Raw genomic sequence first — 16,610 nt, forward strand, 5'->3', positions numbered from 1 at the left:
TAAGCTAACCCGCTGTGTGACATTAAATTTATGTTAATGTTAAAGTTAAATTCCTACTTATTTAATGAGATTTGTATATTTGAAAACTAAACGTTTTGGGTGTACCTGGTACACTATTTATAAAACCGAAATAATCAAAAAAAGAAATGAGTTTAATTATTGATGTTCACGCCCGCCAGATACTTGATTCGCGCGGTAACCCTACTATCGAAGTAGATGTACTAACAGAAAATGGATTTTTAGGCCGTGCCGCTGTACCGTCAGGTGCATCAACCGGTGCTTATGAGGCTGTTGAATTGCGTGATAATGACAAGGCCGTTTACATGGGCAAAGGCGTTTTAAAAGCCGTTGCTAACGTAAATGACATTATAGCAAAAGAATTGCAAGGTGTTGATGTGTTTGATCAAAACGGTATCGACAAAATAATGATTGACCTTGATGGCACGCCAAACAAGGCAAACTTAGGCGCTAACGCTATTTTAGGTGTATCGCTTGCTGCTGCTAAAGCCGCCGCGCAAGAGAGCCGTCAGCCGTTATACCGCTACATTGGTGGTGTTAACGCTAACACATTGCCTATCCCGATGATGAACATCGTTAACGGTGGTTCACACTCTGACGCGCCTATTGCGTTCCAGGAGTTTATGATCATGCCCGTTGGCGCGTCTACATTCTCTGAGGCTTTACGTTGGGGCACTGAAGTGTTCCACAACTTGAAAAAGATTTTACATGACCGTGGTTTGTCTACTGCAGTAGGTGACGAAGGTGGCTTTGCCCCTAAATTTGACAGCACCGAAGATGGCGTTGAAACCATTTTAAAAGCGATAGATAAAGCAGGTTACAAAGCCGGCGAAGATATCTTCATCGCTTTTGATTGCGCTGCTTCTGAGTTTTACAAAGACGGTAAATACGACTACACTAAATTTGAAGGCCCGAATGGCGCTATTCGCACCAGCGAAGAGCAGGCTTCTTACTTAGCTGAATTAGCTGCTAAATATCCGGTTATATCCATCGAAGATGGTATGGCTGAAGATGATTGGGCTGGCTGGAAAATATTAACCGACAAAATTGGCGATAAAGTTCAATTAGTAGGTGATGATTTGTTCGTTACAAACGTTGTGCGTTTACAACAAGGTATTACTGATGCTACCGCAAATTCTATCCTGGTAAAAGTTAACCAAATAGGTTCGTTAACAGAAACTATTAACGCGGTAAGCTTAGCTCAAACTAACGGTTACACCTCAGTAATGAGTCACCGTAGCGGCGAGACTGAAGATGCAACTATTGCTGATTTAGCTGTAGCATTAAATTGCGGCCAGATCAAAACGGGTTCGGCTTCACGTTCAGACAGGATAGCTAAATACAACCAATTATTACGTATTGAAGAAGAATTAGGCGAAAGCGCAAAATTCATTGGTAAAGCGTTTAAATACTATAATAAATAAGCTGACAGCCGAAAGATAAAGCAGAAAGCCTCTCGATTTCGGGGGGCTTTTTTTGTGGATACTTTTAAGCGGCTCTACTCAAACATCTCCTGTTCGTCTGTAAAATATGTTTTACGTCCGGCAAGCCGTTTTTGATGTATGGTAGCGCCGGTTTCGGTTCGTTTTTGTTTGGGTAGGTGTACCTTCAGGAAATCCCTTATCTCGCCACTAATAATATCCGGCTGTATTTTGACGATCTGTTTCTCAGCGTCTTTAAGGACTTCTTCAATAGATTTTAAAAGTTGTTGTACCTTGCCTTCGGGAAGTTTATTTGATACAGAAAATGGCGACAATCGCGCGTCCCAGAGTATTTCGTCCGCATAGGCGTTACCAATACCCCGCAACACTTTCTGATTCATCAGCACTGTTTTAACCGGCGTTTTGGTTTTGCTTAGTTTTTGTTTAAGGTAGGCTTCTGTAACCCCTAAGGCATCGGGAATATCGCTCTCTGCAGGATCCAGGGTCGGTGTAGCCAGAGCCTGGAAGTCGGTAAGTGCCAACCCCTTACCGCCCTTAAAAAATAGCGCTATAATGCTGAACTTGTTTTCGTTACTGCCGTCAAGAGTGTGCAACTTTCCATTAAGCATCAGGTGTATGGCTAATATGTGTTTGTTATTAAATTCAAAATGCAGCTCTTTACCCACACGCTTAACTTCAGCTAACTCACTACCTTCCAGGGCCTCCCTTAGTTTGGCGGCCGAAACGTTTAGGTTTTTCGCATTGGTTATTTCTATATTGTTTAACGTCTTTCCCTTAAACAATTTGTTAAGGTTTTTACTAAACACTTGCAGATCGGGCAATTCAGGCATAACAGGATTTTATTAAAAGAACCAATATAACGCCCATTGGTTTTAGATTCAAATACCGATGGGTCGTACCTGCCTCCACATCCCAAATAAAAAACCTATCTTTGCGCCAATAAATATAATACCCGTTAGCTTTACGGTTTTGATCACCGACAAACTCTTCAGATCCGCTATGCAATCGCGTTAGCACATAAAATAAAAAGACAATACATGTTATTTCAAGATTTAAATTTAATTGAGCCAATCCTTAGGGCTTTAATAACTGAGGGATACACTACACCTACACCCATACAACAACAAGCCATACCTATTGTACTGCAACGCCGCGATCTTTTAGGTTGCGCCCAAACAGGTACCGGTAAAACGGCTGCATTCTCTATACCTATTTTACAATTACTTTACCAGGACAGGCTACAGCACAAAGAGCAGAAAACTATTAAGGCCCTGATACTTACCCCAACACGCGAATTAGCTATCCAGATAAACGAAAGCCTTGCCGCGTATGGTAAGCATACCGGTTTAAAGCACTTGGTAATTTATGGTGGCGTATCGCAAAACCCGCAGGTTGATGCTTTGCGCCGCGGCGTTGACATACTTGTTGCAACCCCGGGCCGTTTGCTTGATTTAATGCAACAGCGTTTTGTTAACCTGGAGCATATAAAAATGCTGGTACTTGACGAGGCCGACCGAATGTTGGATATGGGCTTTGTTAACGATGTTAAAAAAGTAATTGCTAAAGTACCGGCCAAAAGGCAAACACTGTTTTTCTCGGCTACTATGCCTAAAGAGATCCAGGGTCTGGCAGACAGCATTCTGACTAACCCTGAACGGGTTGAAGTTACACCGGTATCATCAACCGCTGAGACTATACAGCAGGAACTTTACTACGTGGAGAAGAACGACAAACGATCGTTACTGGCCCACATATTAAAAGATAAAGAAATTAAAACGGCGCTGGTATTTACCCGCACCAAGCATGGTGCAGATAAGGTGGTAAAAGACCTGCATAAGTTAAATATTACGGCCGAGGCTATTCACGGTAATAAGTCACAAAACGCGCGCCAGCGTGCGTTGACCAACTTTAAAGCCCGTACAACACGTGTTTTAATTGCTACCGATATTGCAGCACGTGGTATTGATATTGACGAGCTTACGCACGTAATTAACTACGAGATACCAAACGTACCCGAAACTTATGTACACCGTATTGGCCGTACCGGCCGTGCAGGTGCCAGTGGTATTGCCTTTACCTTTTGCGATGCCGAAGAGATTGATTTTTTAAAGGATATCCATAAACTGATAGGTAAAGAGATCCCGGTTAATGCCGAGCATCCATACGTAATGAGCCCGCAAAGCATTGTGGCTAATCATGCTGCAAATAAAGACAAGCCTAAAGGCAAGGGTGGTGGCCAAAAACGCGGCCGGGGCTTTGGCAGTACTGATAAGCGCCCTTCTGGCAATCGTTCTGGCGGCGGTGGCCGTTCAGCCGATGGCAACATGAGCGGTGGTAGCCGGGCTGGTGGCAACCGCCGATAGTAAAATAACTTACTGATGGTTAAAGGTTGGTGGCGTTATAACAGCAACCAACCTTTAACTTTAGTAAGCAATCTTTGCGAAGCAACAAATGTTGATAAGTTAATAAGCATATTTGCAGCGGGTAAACTTTTTGCTTATTTTTAAATAAAATTACTTTTAAGCGTATTATGCAGCGGTTGATAGATCTTTTAAGAAACAAATATTTCCTTATAGCACTAGCTTTTGTGATATGGATGCTCTTTCTTGATAAAAACGATCTGCTATCTCAATACCAATACCACCAGGAAGTGGCTCAACTTGAGCAGGAGCGCGACTTTTACAAGCAACAAAACGTTAAAGTAGCCAAAGACCTTGACGAGCTTACCTCGAACCCACAGAAACTTGAAAAATTTGCACGCGAAAAATACCTGATGCGCAAAGAAAACGAAGATGTTTTTGTGATTGTAAAAGAGAAAGCCGAGTAAATTACTCCAAACTTATTTCATTTCCTTCCAATTTTCTACATTTGACGCATGAGTATCCGTGTAGAGGGTTTGACAAAAATTTATGGTGAGCAAAAAGCGGTAGATGATATTAGCTTTAGCGCGGGCACGGGCGTCTTGGGCTTTTTGGGGCCAAACGGCGCCGGTAAGTCAACCACCATGAAAATCCTTACGGGTTTTATCCCGCAAACCAGTGGCAGGGCTCAAGTTTGTGGGTTTGATGTAACTACCCAGCCACTCGACGTTAAGCGTAACATAGGCTACCTGCCTGAAAGCAACGCACTTTATACCGATATGTATGTTAAAGAGTCGCTGGCTTTTGTCGCCGATATTCATAACCTGCATGACCCAGCAAAGCGTATTGCCGAAGTTATTGAACAAACCGGACTTGGCCCCGAGCAACACAAAAAGATCCATCAGTTATCAAAAGGCTACAAACAACGTGTAGGCTTGGCGCAGGCCATTCTGCATGACCCGCAGGTGCTGATTTTAGACGAGCCAACATCGGGCCTTGATCCTAACCAGCTTATCAGTATTCGTAAACTTATTACAGACCTGGGCAAAACCAAAACTGTCATCCTGTCGACTCATATTATGCAGGAGGTTGAAGCCATGTGCAGCCAGGTAATCATCATAAATAAGGGAAAAATTGTAACAAATGATACACTGCAAAATCTAAAAGGTGCAAATGGCGAAAAACAATTAGAGCATGTGTTTGTTGCGTTAACCAACAAATAGTATGATCTGAATTAGGTTTTGCTGTTTGTTTAACAACTCACATTTATTTAACCCATAAACAACAGTTTAACATGAAAAAAATCCTTTTAGCAGCAGCATTATTAGTAGGTGTATCATTCACCACTTTTGCACAAAGCACAGGTAGTGCCAACAGATTCAGCATTGGTTTAGAAGGCGGCGCACCAATTGGTGATGCAGCTGATTTTTACAATGCAGTTATTGGTGGTTCAATAAAATTTGAGCACCCAATAGCCACAAGCACAGCCTTTACACTGTCTGCAGGTTACAGCGCATATTTAGGCAAAACTGTCGCTGGTATTAAAAATCCTTCATACACAGCCATTCCTATTAAAGCCGGTATTAAATACCACTTTACCGAAGGCTTTTATGGCGAAGGCCAGTTAGGTGCTGCAATTGGCACTAAAAGCGGTAGCAAAGTAGCCTTCGCTTACGCGCCGGGTATTGGTTATGATTTTGGCGGTGGCGTTGATATCGGCTTACGTTATGAGGGCTGGGCTATAAAAACCAATAATGGTTTAGGCAATTCTAACAGTGTTACTTTAAGCCAAATAGCTGCGCGCTTAGCGTTTAGCTTCTAAGCTTAAAAGTAAATCTTATTTTAAAAGGCTTCCTGTTAATCAGGGAGCTTTTTTTATTTTCATAGTTTTGGGCACCAAACCTCAGCAATGGATTAGCAATTACAAGTGGTACCCGCGCTTGCTGTGAGACCTTCTGAAATTTGGTCCTAGTGATTTAAATGACCGCCATAGTTTGTTTTCGACAACCTTTTTATAGTTTTGCAAAAAATACAACCCAATTATTTATGAGAAAATTTTTACTAACGATTGCCTTTTTAGGCGGAATATCTCTGGTAGCGTCGGCGCAGGAGCGGGGTAAATTAAGCATTGGCATTGACGCAGGTGCTTTGGTAGGCGACGCTAGCAATGTGTCGAGTATCGCTATAGGCGGTTCATTGAAGTATGATCATCCTATCGCCCAACAATTATTTTTTAGCCTGTCTGGTGGCTACACTTACCTGCCTTACAAAAATGATGTAAAAGTTGCTTCGTTAGGCTACGGTGTTAACCAGTCTGGCGAAGGTTTCATCCCGTTAAAGGCAGGTATTAAATATATGTTTAATGACATGTTTTATGGCGAGGGACAGGTGGGTGCGGCTATATCTACAGAAAGCGGTGGAGGCACGGCTTTTGCATACGCGCCAGGTGTAGGTCTAAAATTTGCCAATGCTGTTGATTTGGGTGTTCGTTATGAAGGATGGTCAAAAAACCGTGGTACCATTAGCCAGTTCGCACTTCGTTTAGCTTATCAATTTTAATTTCTATAACCTTAACAATGAAAAAAATCACAATTACATTAGCGCTATTAATTGGCGTAACACTAAGCACTTTTGCCCAACAAGCAGCAAAAGGTATCTTTAGCATCGGTATAAATGGTGGTATACCTACCGGCACTACAAGCGATGTTTCATCATTTACTATTGGCGGCGATTTGAAATATGATCACCCTATTGCCACTAACACCTTTTTCACAACTTCTGCAGGTTACACTTATTTTCCGTACAAAAGCAGTATTACATCGGCTTTAAAATCAGTTGGTATTGATAAATCAGGTACTGGCTTTGTACCATTGAAAGTTGGTGCAAAATATTTCATCAATCCACAGTTTTATACCGAGGGTCAGGTAGGTGCAGCTATTTCAACCGAAAGCGGTGGCGGTACCGGCTTTGCTTATGCGCCAGGCATAGGTATCAAATTTAGCAACCATGCAGACCTAGGTATCCGTTATGAGGGTTGGACAAAAGATGGTGAAACTATAAGCCAATTTGCGTTCCGTCTAGGAATTGGTTTCTAAAATTGATCTAGCGCATTTTAAAAGCCGGGGTATCCACCTCCGGCTTTTTTGTTTTTAAACAAACCATCCTTATACCGATAACCGTAACATGGCGTTACCAAATATTTTGTAATTTCGGCCTTTAACGCTTTGCAAGGTGTATAGTATCCTCAAAAAAGAAATTACAAGTTATTTAAGTTCGCTGGTTGCCTACGTTACTATCGGCGTGTTCCTGCTAGTGTTGGGCCTGTTTTTATGGGTCTTCCCGGATTCATCAATATTAGATTACGGATACGCCGGACTAGACAGCCTGTTTAGCACCGCGCCTTACCTGTTTATGTTTCTCGTTCCGGCCATTACCATGCGTTCGTTGGCCGAGGAGCGTAAGGAAGGCACCTTCGAGCTATTATTAACCCGCCCCTTAACCTACTTGCAAATTGTACTGGGCAAGTACTTTGCTGCCGTGCTTATTGTGCTGTTTGCCCTGTTGCCTACACTCATTTATTATTTCTCTGTTCATACATTAGGTTCGCCTCAAGGCAATATTGATACGGGGGCCGTTATAGGCTCATACATCGGTTTGTTTTTGTTGGGATCGGCCTTTGCGGCTATTGGTTTGTTTACCTCGGCCGTAACAAAAAATCAAATCATTGCTTTTACCATAGCGGTGTTTATATGTTTCTTTTTTTATAGCGGCTTTGATTCACTAAGTACCCTGCTTTCCCTGCAAAGCTCAGGTATCCAGCGTTTAGGTATCACAGAGCATTATCAATCTATCAGCCGCGGGGTAGTAGATACGCGCGATCTGGGTTATTTCATTGCCTTGGCAGCGCTGTTTATTTGGCTTACCATACTAGCGCTTTTAACGCAGCAGCAAAAACGGGCAGACAAAAAAACAATGATTGGGCTAGCCATAATTGTAGTACTCGCCGTTGTGAGCAACTTTGGTTTCGCCCGGTTTGATTTTACAGCCGAAGGGCGCTATACCGTATCACCCGCGAGCCGCACGGTGTTAAATGATTTGCCTGCTACTGTAAAAGTTACGGTTTATTTGCAGGGCGATTTAACCGGCGGCATGAAACGCCTGCAACGCGCCACCGGCGATATGCTGGCCGATTTGCAAGCTTACAGCCATGGTAAATTGCAATTTGAGTTTATAGATCCCCTTAAAGGGCAGTCTACAGAACAACAGAATCAAGCCATCGCTGATCTTCAATCGCGCGGTATCGAGCCACTGGCATTGTCTGTAAAAACAGATGACGGGATGACCCAAAAAACCATTTTCCCAATGGCAATGGTATCTGCCAATGGTAAAGATATTCCGGTAAAATTGTTGAACCAGCAAAGCCAATTGGGCTTATCTGCAGACGAGGTGCTCAACAACTCTATCCAAAATCTTGAATACGCTTTTACATCGGCCATAAAAAAAGTAAGCAGGGGCGGTAAACCACAAATTGGTTTTACCATAGGGCATAACGAGCTTGATGATCTTCAACTTAACGATGCAATGCGCTCCCTGGCCGACGGGTTTGATGTGGGCAGGGTTGAGCTAAACAGCATCCCTTTTGATAGCCTGATGAAGATAAAGCTGATGGTAGTTGCCAAGCCAAGCAAGCCATTTACCGAACCAGAAAAGTTTAAGCTTGACCAATACCTGATGCGTGGGGGCAAGATACTGTGGAGCATTGACCAGGTTAGCGCCGAACTGGACAGCCTGCGCGGCCATGGCGGTGAGCAGCTGGCTTTCCCTAAACAGTTAAACCTGGACGATCAGCTGTTTATTTACGGCATCCGCATCAATTATGATATGATAGCCGATATCAGCGCAGTGCAAATCCCTATCAGCACCGGCAGCGTTGGCGGGCAGCCGCAAATACAAATGGTGCCATGGCTTTTTTACCCCATATTTATGCCACTGGCAAAGCATCCCATAGTAAAAAATTTGGACGGGGTACGTGGCGAGTTTGTAAGCACTATTGATGTGCTGGATATCCCTAACGTGCAAAAAACTGTGCTGCTGGCATCATCGCCCTATAATAAAAATTTAAAAGCGCCGCATTTGCTGTCGCTGAAGGCTATAGACCAAGAGCCTGATCCTAAAGCTTTTCAGAGCGAGCCAAAGGTTGCCGCCGTTTTAATGGAGGGTAGTTTTGAATCTGACTTTAAAAACAGGGTACAGCCGGATGGTATGGCCGAAAAGATAAGCATCACCAACCAAAGCCAGCCAACTAAGATGGTGGTGATAAGTGATGGTGACGTATTTAAAAATCAGGTTTCGGCAGCGGGCGAGGCTTTCCCGCTGGGTTTTGACCGTTACAGCAGCCAAACCTTTGGCAATAAAAATCTGCTGCTCAATATAGCCGACTACCTGACAGACGACTCGGGCCTTATCGCTTTGCGAAATAAAGAAATAAAATTACGCCTGCTTAGCCGCGCCCGCATCCGTAACGAAAAAGTGTTTTGGCAGGTAATTAATACCATCGGCCCCTTGCTTTTGGTGTTAATATTTGCTATTTTTCAACATTATACCCGCAGGCGAAAGTATGCACGTTAAATTTTATACTTTTGAATAAATAATTACCGATAGCCCCGCCCAACCCTCCCCGGTAGGGAGGGCATTAAAAAAGTCTCCCCTGCCGGGGGAGATTTAGAGGGGGCAATATTTTAAGATAAATAATTACCATTTATATATGAGATTCATAGTTTCTACGTCAACATTACTTAAGCAATTACAGTCTGTAAGCGGTGCGCTAAGCAACAGTACCGTATTGCCTATACTGGAAAACTTTTTGTTTGAGATAAAGGATGGAAACTTAACCATCTCTGCTACGGATTTGCAAACCAGCATGACCACATCTTTAATCGTTGAGGCTAAAGAGAATGGCCGGATAGCAATCCCATCGCGTATATTGTTAGACACGTTAAAATCATTGCCAGAGCAGCCGGTGGCTTTTTCTGTTGATGATGCTACGTTTGCTATAGAGATAAACGCCGGCGACGGTAAATACAAACTAAGCGGCGAAAACGGCGAAGATTTTCCGAAGATACCGACGGTTGAAAATGCGTCGTCAGTAAACCTGCCCGCGTCTGTATTGTCCGAGGCTATTAGCAAAACCATATTCGCGGTAAGTAATGATGAGTTGCGCCCGGCTATGACAGGTGTTTACTGCCAGCTATCAAGCCAATATCTAACCTTTGTAGCCACCGACGCGCACAAGCTGGTACGCTACCGCAGGTTAGATGCCAAAGCCGAAAGCACTACGTCTTTTATATTGCCTAAAAAAGCTTTAACACTGTTAAAATCGGCTTTACCGGCAGACGATGCCAATGTATCGGTTGAATATAACAGCACCAGCGCTTTCTTTAAATTTAACAACATAAATCTGGTTTGCCGCTTAATTGACGAGCGTTACCCCGATTATGAAGCGGTTATCCCACTAAATAACCCTAATAAACTAAGTATTGACCGTTTGGCGTTTTTAGGCTCACTAAGCCGTGTAGCTATTTATGCTAACAAAACTACCCATCAGGTGCGTTTAAAAATAAACGGTAGCGAGCTGCACATATCGTCAGAAGATATTGACTTTGCTAACGAGGCGCATGAGCGTTTGAGCTGCCAGTACGAGGGTGAGGATATGGAGATTGGTTTTAATGCCCGTTTCCTGATTGAAATGCTTAAAAACCTGAGCGGCGAAGAGGTGGTTTTAGAGATGTCATCGCCAAACCGTGCCGGTTTATTGTTGCCACAAGGCGGGGACGAAAACGAAGACGTGTTAATGTTGGTTATGCCGGTTATGCTTAACAGCTACGCTTAAACAACAGGTATTAATTGACAAAAATATACAGTCTGGCTTTTTACTAAGGCCGGACTTTTTTATTAAGCCCGATAACAAAACGTACAATAAGCAGTTATAGGTTCACAGCGTGTTATATATATGAAAGTAGGTGTTTTGTTTTTATGTTTTATGCTGGTAGCAACTGTGCTTGTATCGTGCTCAAAAGCCGGCGACGATGTATTTGTGCCTACCAGAACAACTGCCATAGTTGTAATAAACGCAGGCCCTGACACACTCAATATATATCAAAAAGGCACACGCTTAAACTCGGGTTCAAATTTGTTACCCGGCGGGCAGTACACCAGTTTGCAGGTAAGTACAGGCAGTAGTAATTTTCAGTTTAAACAAGCAGGGCGTGCCGAGCTATTGATTGATGCGCCTTTTACCATTGATACAGCTGCAGCTTACACACTGATTGTAGGCGGCCGGTCGGCAGATAAAGTTTTTTTGCTACGCGATACCTTGCCTGAAAAAGATACTACCTACATCAGGTTTGTAAACGCGTCGCCCATTGAGAGTACTTTAGAGGTGAGCGTGGGCGCGAACTTTAAATACCAAAGAGTAGCGTTTAAAAAAGCGACGCCGTTTATACCGGTAGTTAATGGCAAAGTAGCTTTAGCTATCCGCCAAACCAGCGATAATAGATTGCTGGCCGATGGAAACTTAACGCTAACCAAGAATTACGTATACACCTTATTTACTAAAGGTGTTATTGGCGGCACGGGCACTAACGCGTTTGGCGCACGTATTTTGGTTACCAGACAATAATATAACAACATGGCTAATAAGAATAGGGTAATGGTTTTGCTGGCGATGTGTTTTGGTGGCCTGTTGGTGTTACCATTTATAGCGTCGTGCGGTAAAAATAATGGCGGTGTTACTCCGTCAAATTCGCGTATTACCATGCAGGTGGTTAACCTCAGTCCTGATTTGCAACCCATAAACCTTTGGGTAGGTTATCAAAAGCAAAATGCTTATTCTTTTTCGTATCCAACCCCTTCCGGCTATTTTTCGTTAACAAATATTGATACGCCCATCCAGATTAGATCATATTCGCCTACCATATCAACCGGTAACTTTATAGTGCGCAAGGATATTTTGAAACCAAATGTAAAATATACCTTATTTGTAACCGGCCTGCGCAATGACAGCAGCGCGGCCAATAGGGTAACATCAATTTTTACGGTTGACACCACAGCCAACCCAACGCCGGGCCGTGGTAAAATAAGATTTGTAAACGCGTCGCCAAAATCATCGGCTTTTGATGTTAGTGCAAATGGTACTATCGCTTTTTCTGGCGTAACTTATAAAGCTGTTACCCCCTTTAAAGAGGTGCCGCCGGGAACCTACGAGATTAGGATCATGCCCGCCGGATCATCAACCGTAATATCAACCTTTAGAGAAGTGGTTGTACAGGAGGGTAAAGTATATACCCTGTTTTGCCGCGGCGTAGCAGGTGGTGCCGATTCAGTTGCTTTCGGCGCAGGTATTATCAGCAATCGCTAAGCACAAATCTCATTTATATTCATATTTTTGATCCAAAATTTATATCACATTGGAATTTATTAAAGCCCTACTGGATTTCATTCTCCACATAGATAAACACCTGGTTGACATTACCAGCCAATATCAAGGTTGGACCTACCTGATACTCTTCGCTATTATATTTGCCGAAACAGGTTTTGTAGTAACTCCGTTTTTACCCGGCGACTCGCTGCTGTTTGCCGCGGGTGCCCTGATAGCCGGCGGACAGTCTGGCTTGAATATTTACCTGTTGGCTTTGCTGCTGATTGTCGCTGCATTTGCAGGGAATACCGCAAACTATTTCTTGGGTAGCTATTTCGGCGAAGTGGTTTTTAAACCCGATAACAAAATCCTTAAATTAGAGTACTACCAGCAAACCAAAGCTTTCTTTGACAAGCATGGTGGCAAGGCTGTTATATTTAGCAGGTTTATGCCTATAATACGTACCATTGCGCCCTTTGTTGCAGGGGTAGGGCACATGCCATTTGGCCGTTATAGCCTGTACAATATTGTTGGCGGCGTCAGCTGGATAGTGATCTTTTTGTTCGCGGGCTTTATGTTGGGTAACGTGCCGTTTTTTAAAGCGCACTTTTCCTTGATCGGTATCGGTATTATCGTGGTGTCTATTATCCCTCCAATCATCGCTGCATTTAAAGGCAGGAAGAAGAAAAAAGCATAACCACATAAGTACTTTTGTCTGCAGGAGACGCAATGCAATGCGTCCCTACATTGTCGGCGCGTTTAGGGTTTTACCTCAAAAGGCGCTATCCTGCCTGATCTGAAAACTGCTTCTTCTCTATTTAATTTCCTGATATCATCAGCGCTCAAAGGCGTTTCAATTAATTTGCTCAAGTCCGGCTGCCCTGCATCTACCCAAGCCGAATACCAGAAACTTCCCACCGCTAGTACGGCTGATCGCATCCGGCGCTGCACCATGCCACGCATAAGGCGTTGGTAATCTTTGCAATACTGTGGCGAAAAATCTCTTACTTTTCTCTTGCCACGCATAACCAGTACGTATTTCTTATCGTCGGTATAGTATTTATTAAGTACCCGCTGTAGCCTCAAAACCGAGTCGGCCTGGCTAAAGGAAGTGCGGCAGATGCTGAAAGCTTCTTTTATCGGGCTTTCAATATAACGGGCCTTGCCGGTATAGCAGTTGTAATTGGCAGCAAACAGTTCAGGCAGCCGGGTTTCCCAAAGGGCATGTATGCCGGCTTGGTTTGTAAGCTGACCATCGTGATTCTCGGTAAGATGCAAGGGCGTGTGCGCATCGGCGATATAATGAGCCAGGTTAGCCGATGTGGTCAGGATGCGGGCGGTATCGTGCGCTTTAAAGGCTTTAACCAACCAGTAGTAGTTAGATTGGATGCTCCAGGGCACGCTGCCATACCTGTTTAGGGTATCCTCAGAATATTTGACCACGGCGTCCGTCCACCGCTCCGGGATCAGCCTAAAAGGCTTTTTGCCATAATGGTCGGCATCCAGAAAGTGCCTTGGCGCTTCGGTAGAGTCAAGCCATCGCTTTTTATCAGCGCTTACGGCGTGGGCGGTAATAAATTCGATATTCGCTTTGTAAAAGCCGGACATCGCTTTTGGCAGCGTAAAAACAGCCAACCGGTTAATGCGGTAATGGCCATAAAACCCCCAGGAGGAGCAGAGCAGGATGAGTAGTAGGCCGCAAAGTATACCGGAAAAGCGTTTCATGTTTATTGTTGGCTAAACTATGAAAATAAGCTTAAATGGCCTTGGTTGATAGTAGTTTAAAATACTTTAACTATTTTTGAATAAATGGTATAAAAGATGCTTACAGTACACCCACAATACATAAAAGATGCTGATGGAAATAAATCTTTAGTCATTCTGCCCGCTATTGAGTTTGATAAGTTAATGGAGGAGCTAGAAGATCTTGAAGATGTGAGATTATATGATGAGGCGAAAGGTAACGATACTGGCGAGCGAATCCCTATGAATGAGGTTTTTAAAAGTATCGAATCTAACCGCCGCTAATTTATGGCTTATTCATTAAGCTTTAGTAAACAAGCGTTTAAACAGTTAGAGAAAATCAATGACCCTTTCTATGCTAATATAAAGCAAGCTATAATCGCTTTGGCAGATAACCCGCGGCCGCAAGGGTATAAAAAGTTAAAAGGTCGTGATGGTTATAGAGTAAGAGTAGGTAACTATCGGATTGTTTATGACATTTTTGATAGTGAATTAGTAGTAGAACTTATAGCGATTGGTCACCGGAAAGATATTTATGAATAGGCGATAACTGACTCCGAGACAATCCCTAAAAATATTTTTGAAAACACATTTGTAAATTAAAATAAACACGCTATATTTGCAGTCCTTAAATAAGAATAGAATAACAAGCTAAAATGGCAAATCATAAATCATCAATAAAAAGAATCAGGTCTAACGCTGCGAAGCGCTTACGTAACCGTTACCAAGCTAAAACTACCAGAAACGCTATCAAGAGATTGAGAAGCACAACCAGCAAAGCTGATGCGGCTCCTCTTTTAACAAAAGTGATTTCTATGTTAGATCGTTTAGCTAAGAAAAACGTTATTCACAAAAACAAAGCTTCAAACAACAAATCGAAGCTTACAAAATTTGTTAACGCTTTAAGCTAATAGCTTAATCAAGATATTATTGTAAAAGGCGATGAGTGAAAACTCATCGCCTTTTTTTGTGGGAAATAATTTATAGGATTAAAGATTTTACGATGCCTGCCTTTTTGTTAATTGAAATAGATGCCTATATTTAGCTACATATAAATTCTGTAGTCCCCAAATCCATAAATCCTAGTCCCGACAAATTGCAATCTTACGACACCAAAATAAGCATAAAATCATGGGCCGAAGAAGACCGTCCGCGCGAAAAGCTAAGCGCTCAGGGCCGTCGTGCGCTTACCGATGCCGAGCTGATAGCGATACTGATAAGCTCTGGCAGCCGCACCGAAACAGCGGTTGAGCTAAGCAAGCGTATTTTGCACCATTACGATAACGATCTGAATAATCTGGGTAAGGCGTCTATCGCCGACCTGTCTAAATTTAAAGGCATCGGCGAAGCCAAAGCTATTTCTATAATTGCCGCGCTCGAGGTTGGCCGCCGCCGTAATGATACTGAGACTAAAGTACTGGACAGCATAACCGGCAGTAAAGACGCCTACAATATCCTGCGCCGCTTTTTGATGGACCTTAACCACGAAGAGTTTTGGATTTTGCTGCTTAACCAGGCCGGCAAAGTAACCGCTAAAGAACTCATCAGCAAAGGTGGCCTAACCGGCACCGTAGCCGACCCGAAAATCATCTTCAGCATAGCTTTGCAGCAAAACGCGGTGTCTATTGTGATGGCGCATAACCACCCATCAGGCAACTTAAAGCCAAGCCAGTTGGATATAGATCTCACCAGGAAGATCGCCAGCGCGGGCAAATTGTTAGATATCAAGGTGCTTGATCACTTGATTATTACCAATGATGGTTATTATAGTTTCGCAGATGAAGGGGTGATATGAAAAAGTTAATGACTATGAATATTATTAAGAGATTCTTTAGCGGGTGGAGGACAGACAGTAAGCTTCAGTTCCAGGAGTTGGATTTTGATCTAGCCGAAGAACTATTGATAGCAAACTTTGTTAAGTTAAACTCTAATAATAAGATAAGGGCCATTATGCGTTATGGCGAATTGGGCGAGTCTGATTTTTACCCTTTAGTAAGGTATTCAATTATACATGATCCAGATGTAAGCGTAAAGCTTGCAGCGTTGAAAAGAATACATTTTTTTAAGGATACTGAAGATATTGTTAGTTTAATGGATGATATTAAAGATGTAATAGACATAAAAGCATTGGAACCATATTTTTCTATGGCTTTGAGTAAATTAGGGTTAATCACGTTAGAGGAATTTAAAATAAGAATGGAGCGTGGGCTCTAAAATAATATAGTTTAGCAGATATAAATGACTGGTGTCAAACAACACCTTATATATACTGTTCTATAAATAAAACATACCACCATGATAGCTCCAGACGACGAATTATTACCAGTAGAATTGCCCATAGACGACTCACAACCACAAGAGGTTGAGCAAACCAGCCAGCAGGATATTCACTCGAACGGATTTGACACCGAGGCCGAATATGATTCAGGGATGGTAGAAGCCGACACTGACGCATTAGATCAGGCTTATGAAGCTTCTGAACCATCATACACCCTGAATTTGGATGATGATGGGGACAATAGTACTGATGACGACGAATAATATTGAGATAAAATTTTAAAGGCGGAAAGGTAAAAGGTAGGGGTATAACCTTTCACCTTTTGCCTTTCCGCCTTTAACCTTAAATTGTAT

General features: G+C 42.9%; 20 protein-coding genes. 18 read left to right on the forward strand and 2 right to left on the reverse strand.

Translation table 11 applies throughout. The features are described 5' to 3' along the window. Positions 1–146 precede the first annotated feature (146 nt). On the forward strand, positions 147–1,442 hold the full coding sequence (gene eno, locus ACFSYC_RS09270; RefSeq protein WP_377126161.1) for a phosphopyruvate hydratase: 1,296 nt from the start codon (positions 147–149) through the stop codon (positions 1,440–1,442). A gap of 74 nt (positions 1,443–1,516) precedes the next feature. Here eno and ACFSYC_RS09275 read toward each other — a convergent pair whose 3' ends face one another. Beyond that, positions 1,517–2,290: a DNA-formamidopyrimidine glycosylase family protein gene (locus tag ACFSYC_RS09275; protein WP_377126163.1), complete on the reverse strand. Its 774-nt coding sequence runs from the start codon at positions 2,288–2,290 to the stop codon at positions 1,517–1,519. A gap of 207 nt (positions 2,291–2,497) precedes the next feature. Between ACFSYC_RS09275 and ACFSYC_RS09280 the strand changes: the two genes are divergently transcribed. The 11 genes from ACFSYC_RS09280 (at position 2,498) to ACFSYC_RS09330 (ending at position 12,933) form a co-directional block, all read left to right on the forward strand. Further along, positions 2,498–3,823, forward strand: a complete 1,326-nt coding sequence (locus ACFSYC_RS09280) for a DEAD/DEAH box helicase (RefSeq protein WP_377126166.1) — start codon at positions 2,498–2,500, stop codon at positions 3,821–3,823. Positions 3,824–3,990: 167 nt separating this feature from the next. Further along, a complete protein-coding gene (locus ACFSYC_RS09285; protein WP_377126169.1) occupies positions 3,991–4,287 on the forward strand; it encodes an FtsB family cell division protein in 297 nt (98 codons plus the stop codon). A 48-nt stretch (positions 4,288–4,335) separates the two neighbouring features. Then, the gene (locus ACFSYC_RS09290; RefSeq protein WP_377126172.1) at positions 4,336–5,043 is read left to right on the forward strand and encodes an ATP-binding cassette domain-containing protein; all 708 of its coding nucleotides are present in this window, start codon (positions 4,336–4,338) and stop codon (positions 5,041–5,043) included. 71 nt (positions 5,044–5,114) lie between these two features. Next, a complete protein-coding gene (locus tag ACFSYC_RS09295) occupies positions 5,115–5,642 on the forward strand; it encodes a hypothetical protein (RefSeq protein WP_377126175.1) in 528 nt (175 codons plus the stop codon). Positions 5,643–5,866: 224 nt separating this feature from the next. Then, positions 5,867–6,379 (forward strand): outer membrane beta-barrel protein, encoded by a 513-nt coding sequence (locus ACFSYC_RS09300; RefSeq protein WP_377126178.1) that lies wholly within the window; start codon positions 5,867–5,869, stop codon positions 6,377–6,379. Positions 6,380–6,396: 17 nt separating this feature from the next. Continuing rightward, positions 6,397–6,915, forward strand: coding sequence for an outer membrane beta-barrel protein (locus tag ACFSYC_RS09305; RefSeq protein WP_377126181.1), 519 nt, complete (start codon positions 6,397–6,399; stop codon positions 6,913–6,915). 136 nt (positions 6,916–7,051) lie between these two features. Beyond that, complete coding sequence (gene gldG / locus ACFSYC_RS09310; protein ID WP_377126183.1) at positions 7,052–9,448, forward strand: gliding motility-associated ABC transporter substrate-binding protein GldG; 2,397 nt, start codon at positions 7,052–7,054, stop codon at positions 9,446–9,448. 136 nt (positions 9,449–9,584) lie between these two features. Beyond that, entirely contained in the window at positions 9,585–10,709 is a 1,125-nt protein-coding gene (gene dnaN / locus ACFSYC_RS09315) for a DNA polymerase III subunit beta (RefSeq protein WP_377126186.1), read from the forward strand. A 120-nt stretch (positions 10,710–10,829) separates the two neighbouring features. Beyond that, on the forward strand, positions 10,830–11,498 hold the full coding sequence (locus ACFSYC_RS09320) for a DUF4397 domain-containing protein (protein ID WP_377126189.1): 669 nt from the start codon (positions 10,830–10,832) through the stop codon (positions 11,496–11,498). Positions 11,499–11,507: 9 nt separating this feature from the next. Continuing rightward, on the forward strand, positions 11,508–12,236 hold the full coding sequence (locus ACFSYC_RS09325; protein ID WP_377126192.1) for a DUF4397 domain-containing protein: 729 nt from the start codon (positions 11,508–11,510) through the stop codon (positions 12,234–12,236). Positions 12,237–12,285: 49 nt separating this feature from the next. Further along, positions 12,286–12,933, forward strand: a complete 648-nt coding sequence (locus ACFSYC_RS09330; RefSeq protein WP_377126195.1) for a DedA family protein — start codon at positions 12,286–12,288, stop codon at positions 12,931–12,933. Positions 12,934–12,995: 62 nt separating this feature from the next. On the opposite strand, the gene ACFSYC_RS09335 is transcribed toward ACFSYC_RS09330, so the two are convergent. Continuing rightward, complete coding sequence (locus ACFSYC_RS09335) at positions 12,996–13,961, reverse strand: zinc dependent phospholipase C family protein (RefSeq protein ID WP_377126198.1); 966 nt, start codon at positions 13,959–13,961, stop codon at positions 12,996–12,998. Positions 13,962–14,057: 96 nt separating this feature from the next. Here ACFSYC_RS09335 and ACFSYC_RS09340 point away from each other — a divergent pair, with 96 nt between their 5' ends. The 6 genes from ACFSYC_RS09340 to ACFSYC_RS09365 all read left to right on the forward strand — a co-directional run bounded on the left by ACFSYC_RS09340 (position 14,058) and on the right by ACFSYC_RS09365 (position 16,520). Continuing rightward, entirely contained in the window at positions 14,058–14,264 is a 207-nt protein-coding gene (locus tag ACFSYC_RS09340; RefSeq protein ID WP_377126200.1) for a hypothetical protein, read from the forward strand. 3 nt (positions 14,265–14,267) lie between these two features. Then, a complete protein-coding gene (locus ACFSYC_RS09345) occupies positions 14,268–14,522 on the forward strand; it encodes a type II toxin-antitoxin system RelE family toxin (protein WP_377126203.1) in 255 nt (84 codons plus the stop codon). A gap of 113 nt (positions 14,523–14,635) precedes the next feature. Next, positions 14,636–14,890 carry a 30S ribosomal protein S20 gene (gene rpsT, locus ACFSYC_RS09350; protein ID WP_377126206.1) on the forward strand — a complete coding sequence of 85 codons (255 nt, stop codon included), beginning with the start codon at positions 14,636–14,638 and terminating at the stop codon, positions 14,888–14,890. Positions 14,891–15,075: 185 nt separating this feature from the next. Continuing rightward, positions 15,076–15,774, forward strand: coding sequence for a RadC family protein (gene radC / locus ACFSYC_RS09355; protein WP_377126209.1), 699 nt, complete (start codon positions 15,076–15,078; stop codon positions 15,772–15,774). Next, a complete protein-coding gene (locus ACFSYC_RS09360; protein WP_377126212.1) occupies positions 15,771–16,193 on the forward strand; it encodes a hypothetical protein in 423 nt (140 codons plus the stop codon). The genes radC and ACFSYC_RS09360 overlap by 4 nt, the downstream gene beginning before the upstream one ends. Before the next feature lie 81 nt (positions 16,194–16,274). Beyond that, a complete protein-coding gene (locus ACFSYC_RS09365; protein ID WP_377126215.1) occupies positions 16,275–16,520 on the forward strand; it encodes a hypothetical protein in 246 nt (81 codons plus the stop codon). Positions 16,521–16,610 lie beyond the last annotated feature (90 nt).

Origin of the sequence: Mucilaginibacter antarcticus, from assembly GCF_042686155.1 — a bacterium.
Taxonomy (GTDB): domain Bacteria; phylum Bacteroidota; class Bacteroidia; order Sphingobacteriales; family Sphingobacteriaceae; genus Mucilaginibacter; species Mucilaginibacter antarcticus.

What these genes read in the sequence shown, in the direction of transcription:
- ACFSYC_RS09345 (WP_377126203.1), top strand. Translation starts at nt 14,268, where the DNA reads ATGGCTTATTCATTAAGCTTTAGTAAACAAGCGTTTAAACAGTTAGAG.
- ACFSYC_RS09285 (WP_377126169.1), top strand. Translation starts at nt 3,991, where the DNA reads ATGCAGCGGTTGATAGATCTTTTAAGAAACAAATATTTCCTTATAGCA.
- ACFSYC_RS09300 (WP_377126178.1), top strand. Translation starts at nt 5,867, where the DNA reads ATGAGAAAATTTTTACTAACGATTGCCTTTTTAGGCGGAATATCTCTG.
- ACFSYC_RS09365 (WP_377126215.1), top strand. Translation starts at nt 16,275, where the DNA reads ATGATAGCTCCAGACGACGAATTATTACCAGTAGAATTGCCCATAGAC.
- ACFSYC_RS09275 (WP_377126163.1), bottom strand. Translation starts at nt 2,290, where the DNA reads ATGCCTGAATTGCCCGATCTGCAAGTGTTTAGTAAAAACCTTAACAAA.
- ACFSYC_RS09335 (WP_377126198.1), bottom strand. Translation starts at nt 13,961, where the DNA reads ATGAAACGCTTTTCCGGTATACTTTGCGGCCTACTACTCATCCTGCTC.
- ACFSYC_RS09320 (WP_377126189.1), top strand. Translation starts at nt 10,830, where the DNA reads ATGAAAGTAGGTGTTTTGTTTTTATGTTTTATGCTGGTAGCAACTGTG.
- ACFSYC_RS09295 (WP_377126175.1), top strand. Translation starts at nt 5,115, where the DNA reads ATGAAAAAAATCCTTTTAGCAGCAGCATTATTAGTAGGTGTATCATTC.
- ACFSYC_RS09280 (WP_377126166.1), top strand. Translation starts at nt 2,498, where the DNA reads ATGTTATTTCAAGATTTAAATTTAATTGAGCCAATCCTTAGGGCTTTA.
- dnaN (WP_377126186.1), top strand. Translation starts at nt 9,585, where the DNA reads ATGAGATTCATAGTTTCTACGTCAACATTACTTAAGCAATTACAGTCT.
- ACFSYC_RS09305 (WP_377126181.1), top strand. Translation starts at nt 6,397, where the DNA reads ATGAAAAAAATCACAATTACATTAGCGCTATTAATTGGCGTAACACTA.
- ACFSYC_RS09360 (WP_377126212.1), top strand. Translation starts at nt 15,771, where the DNA reads ATGAAAAAGTTAATGACTATGAATATTATTAAGAGATTCTTTAGCGGG.
- ACFSYC_RS09340 (WP_377126200.1), top strand. Translation starts at nt 14,058, where the DNA reads ATGCTTACAGTACACCCACAATACATAAAAGATGCTGATGGAAATAAA.
- eno (WP_377126161.1), top strand. Translation starts at nt 147, where the DNA reads ATGAGTTTAATTATTGATGTTCACGCCCGCCAGATACTTGATTCGCGC.
- ACFSYC_RS09290 (WP_377126172.1), top strand. Translation starts at nt 4,336, where the DNA reads ATGAGTATCCGTGTAGAGGGTTTGACAAAAATTTATGGTGAGCAAAAA.
- rpsT (WP_377126206.1), top strand. Translation starts at nt 14,636, where the DNA reads ATGGCAAATCATAAATCATCAATAAAAAGAATCAGGTCTAACGCTGCG.
- ACFSYC_RS09325 (WP_377126192.1), top strand. Translation starts at nt 11,508, where the DNA reads ATGGCTAATAAGAATAGGGTAATGGTTTTGCTGGCGATGTGTTTTGGT.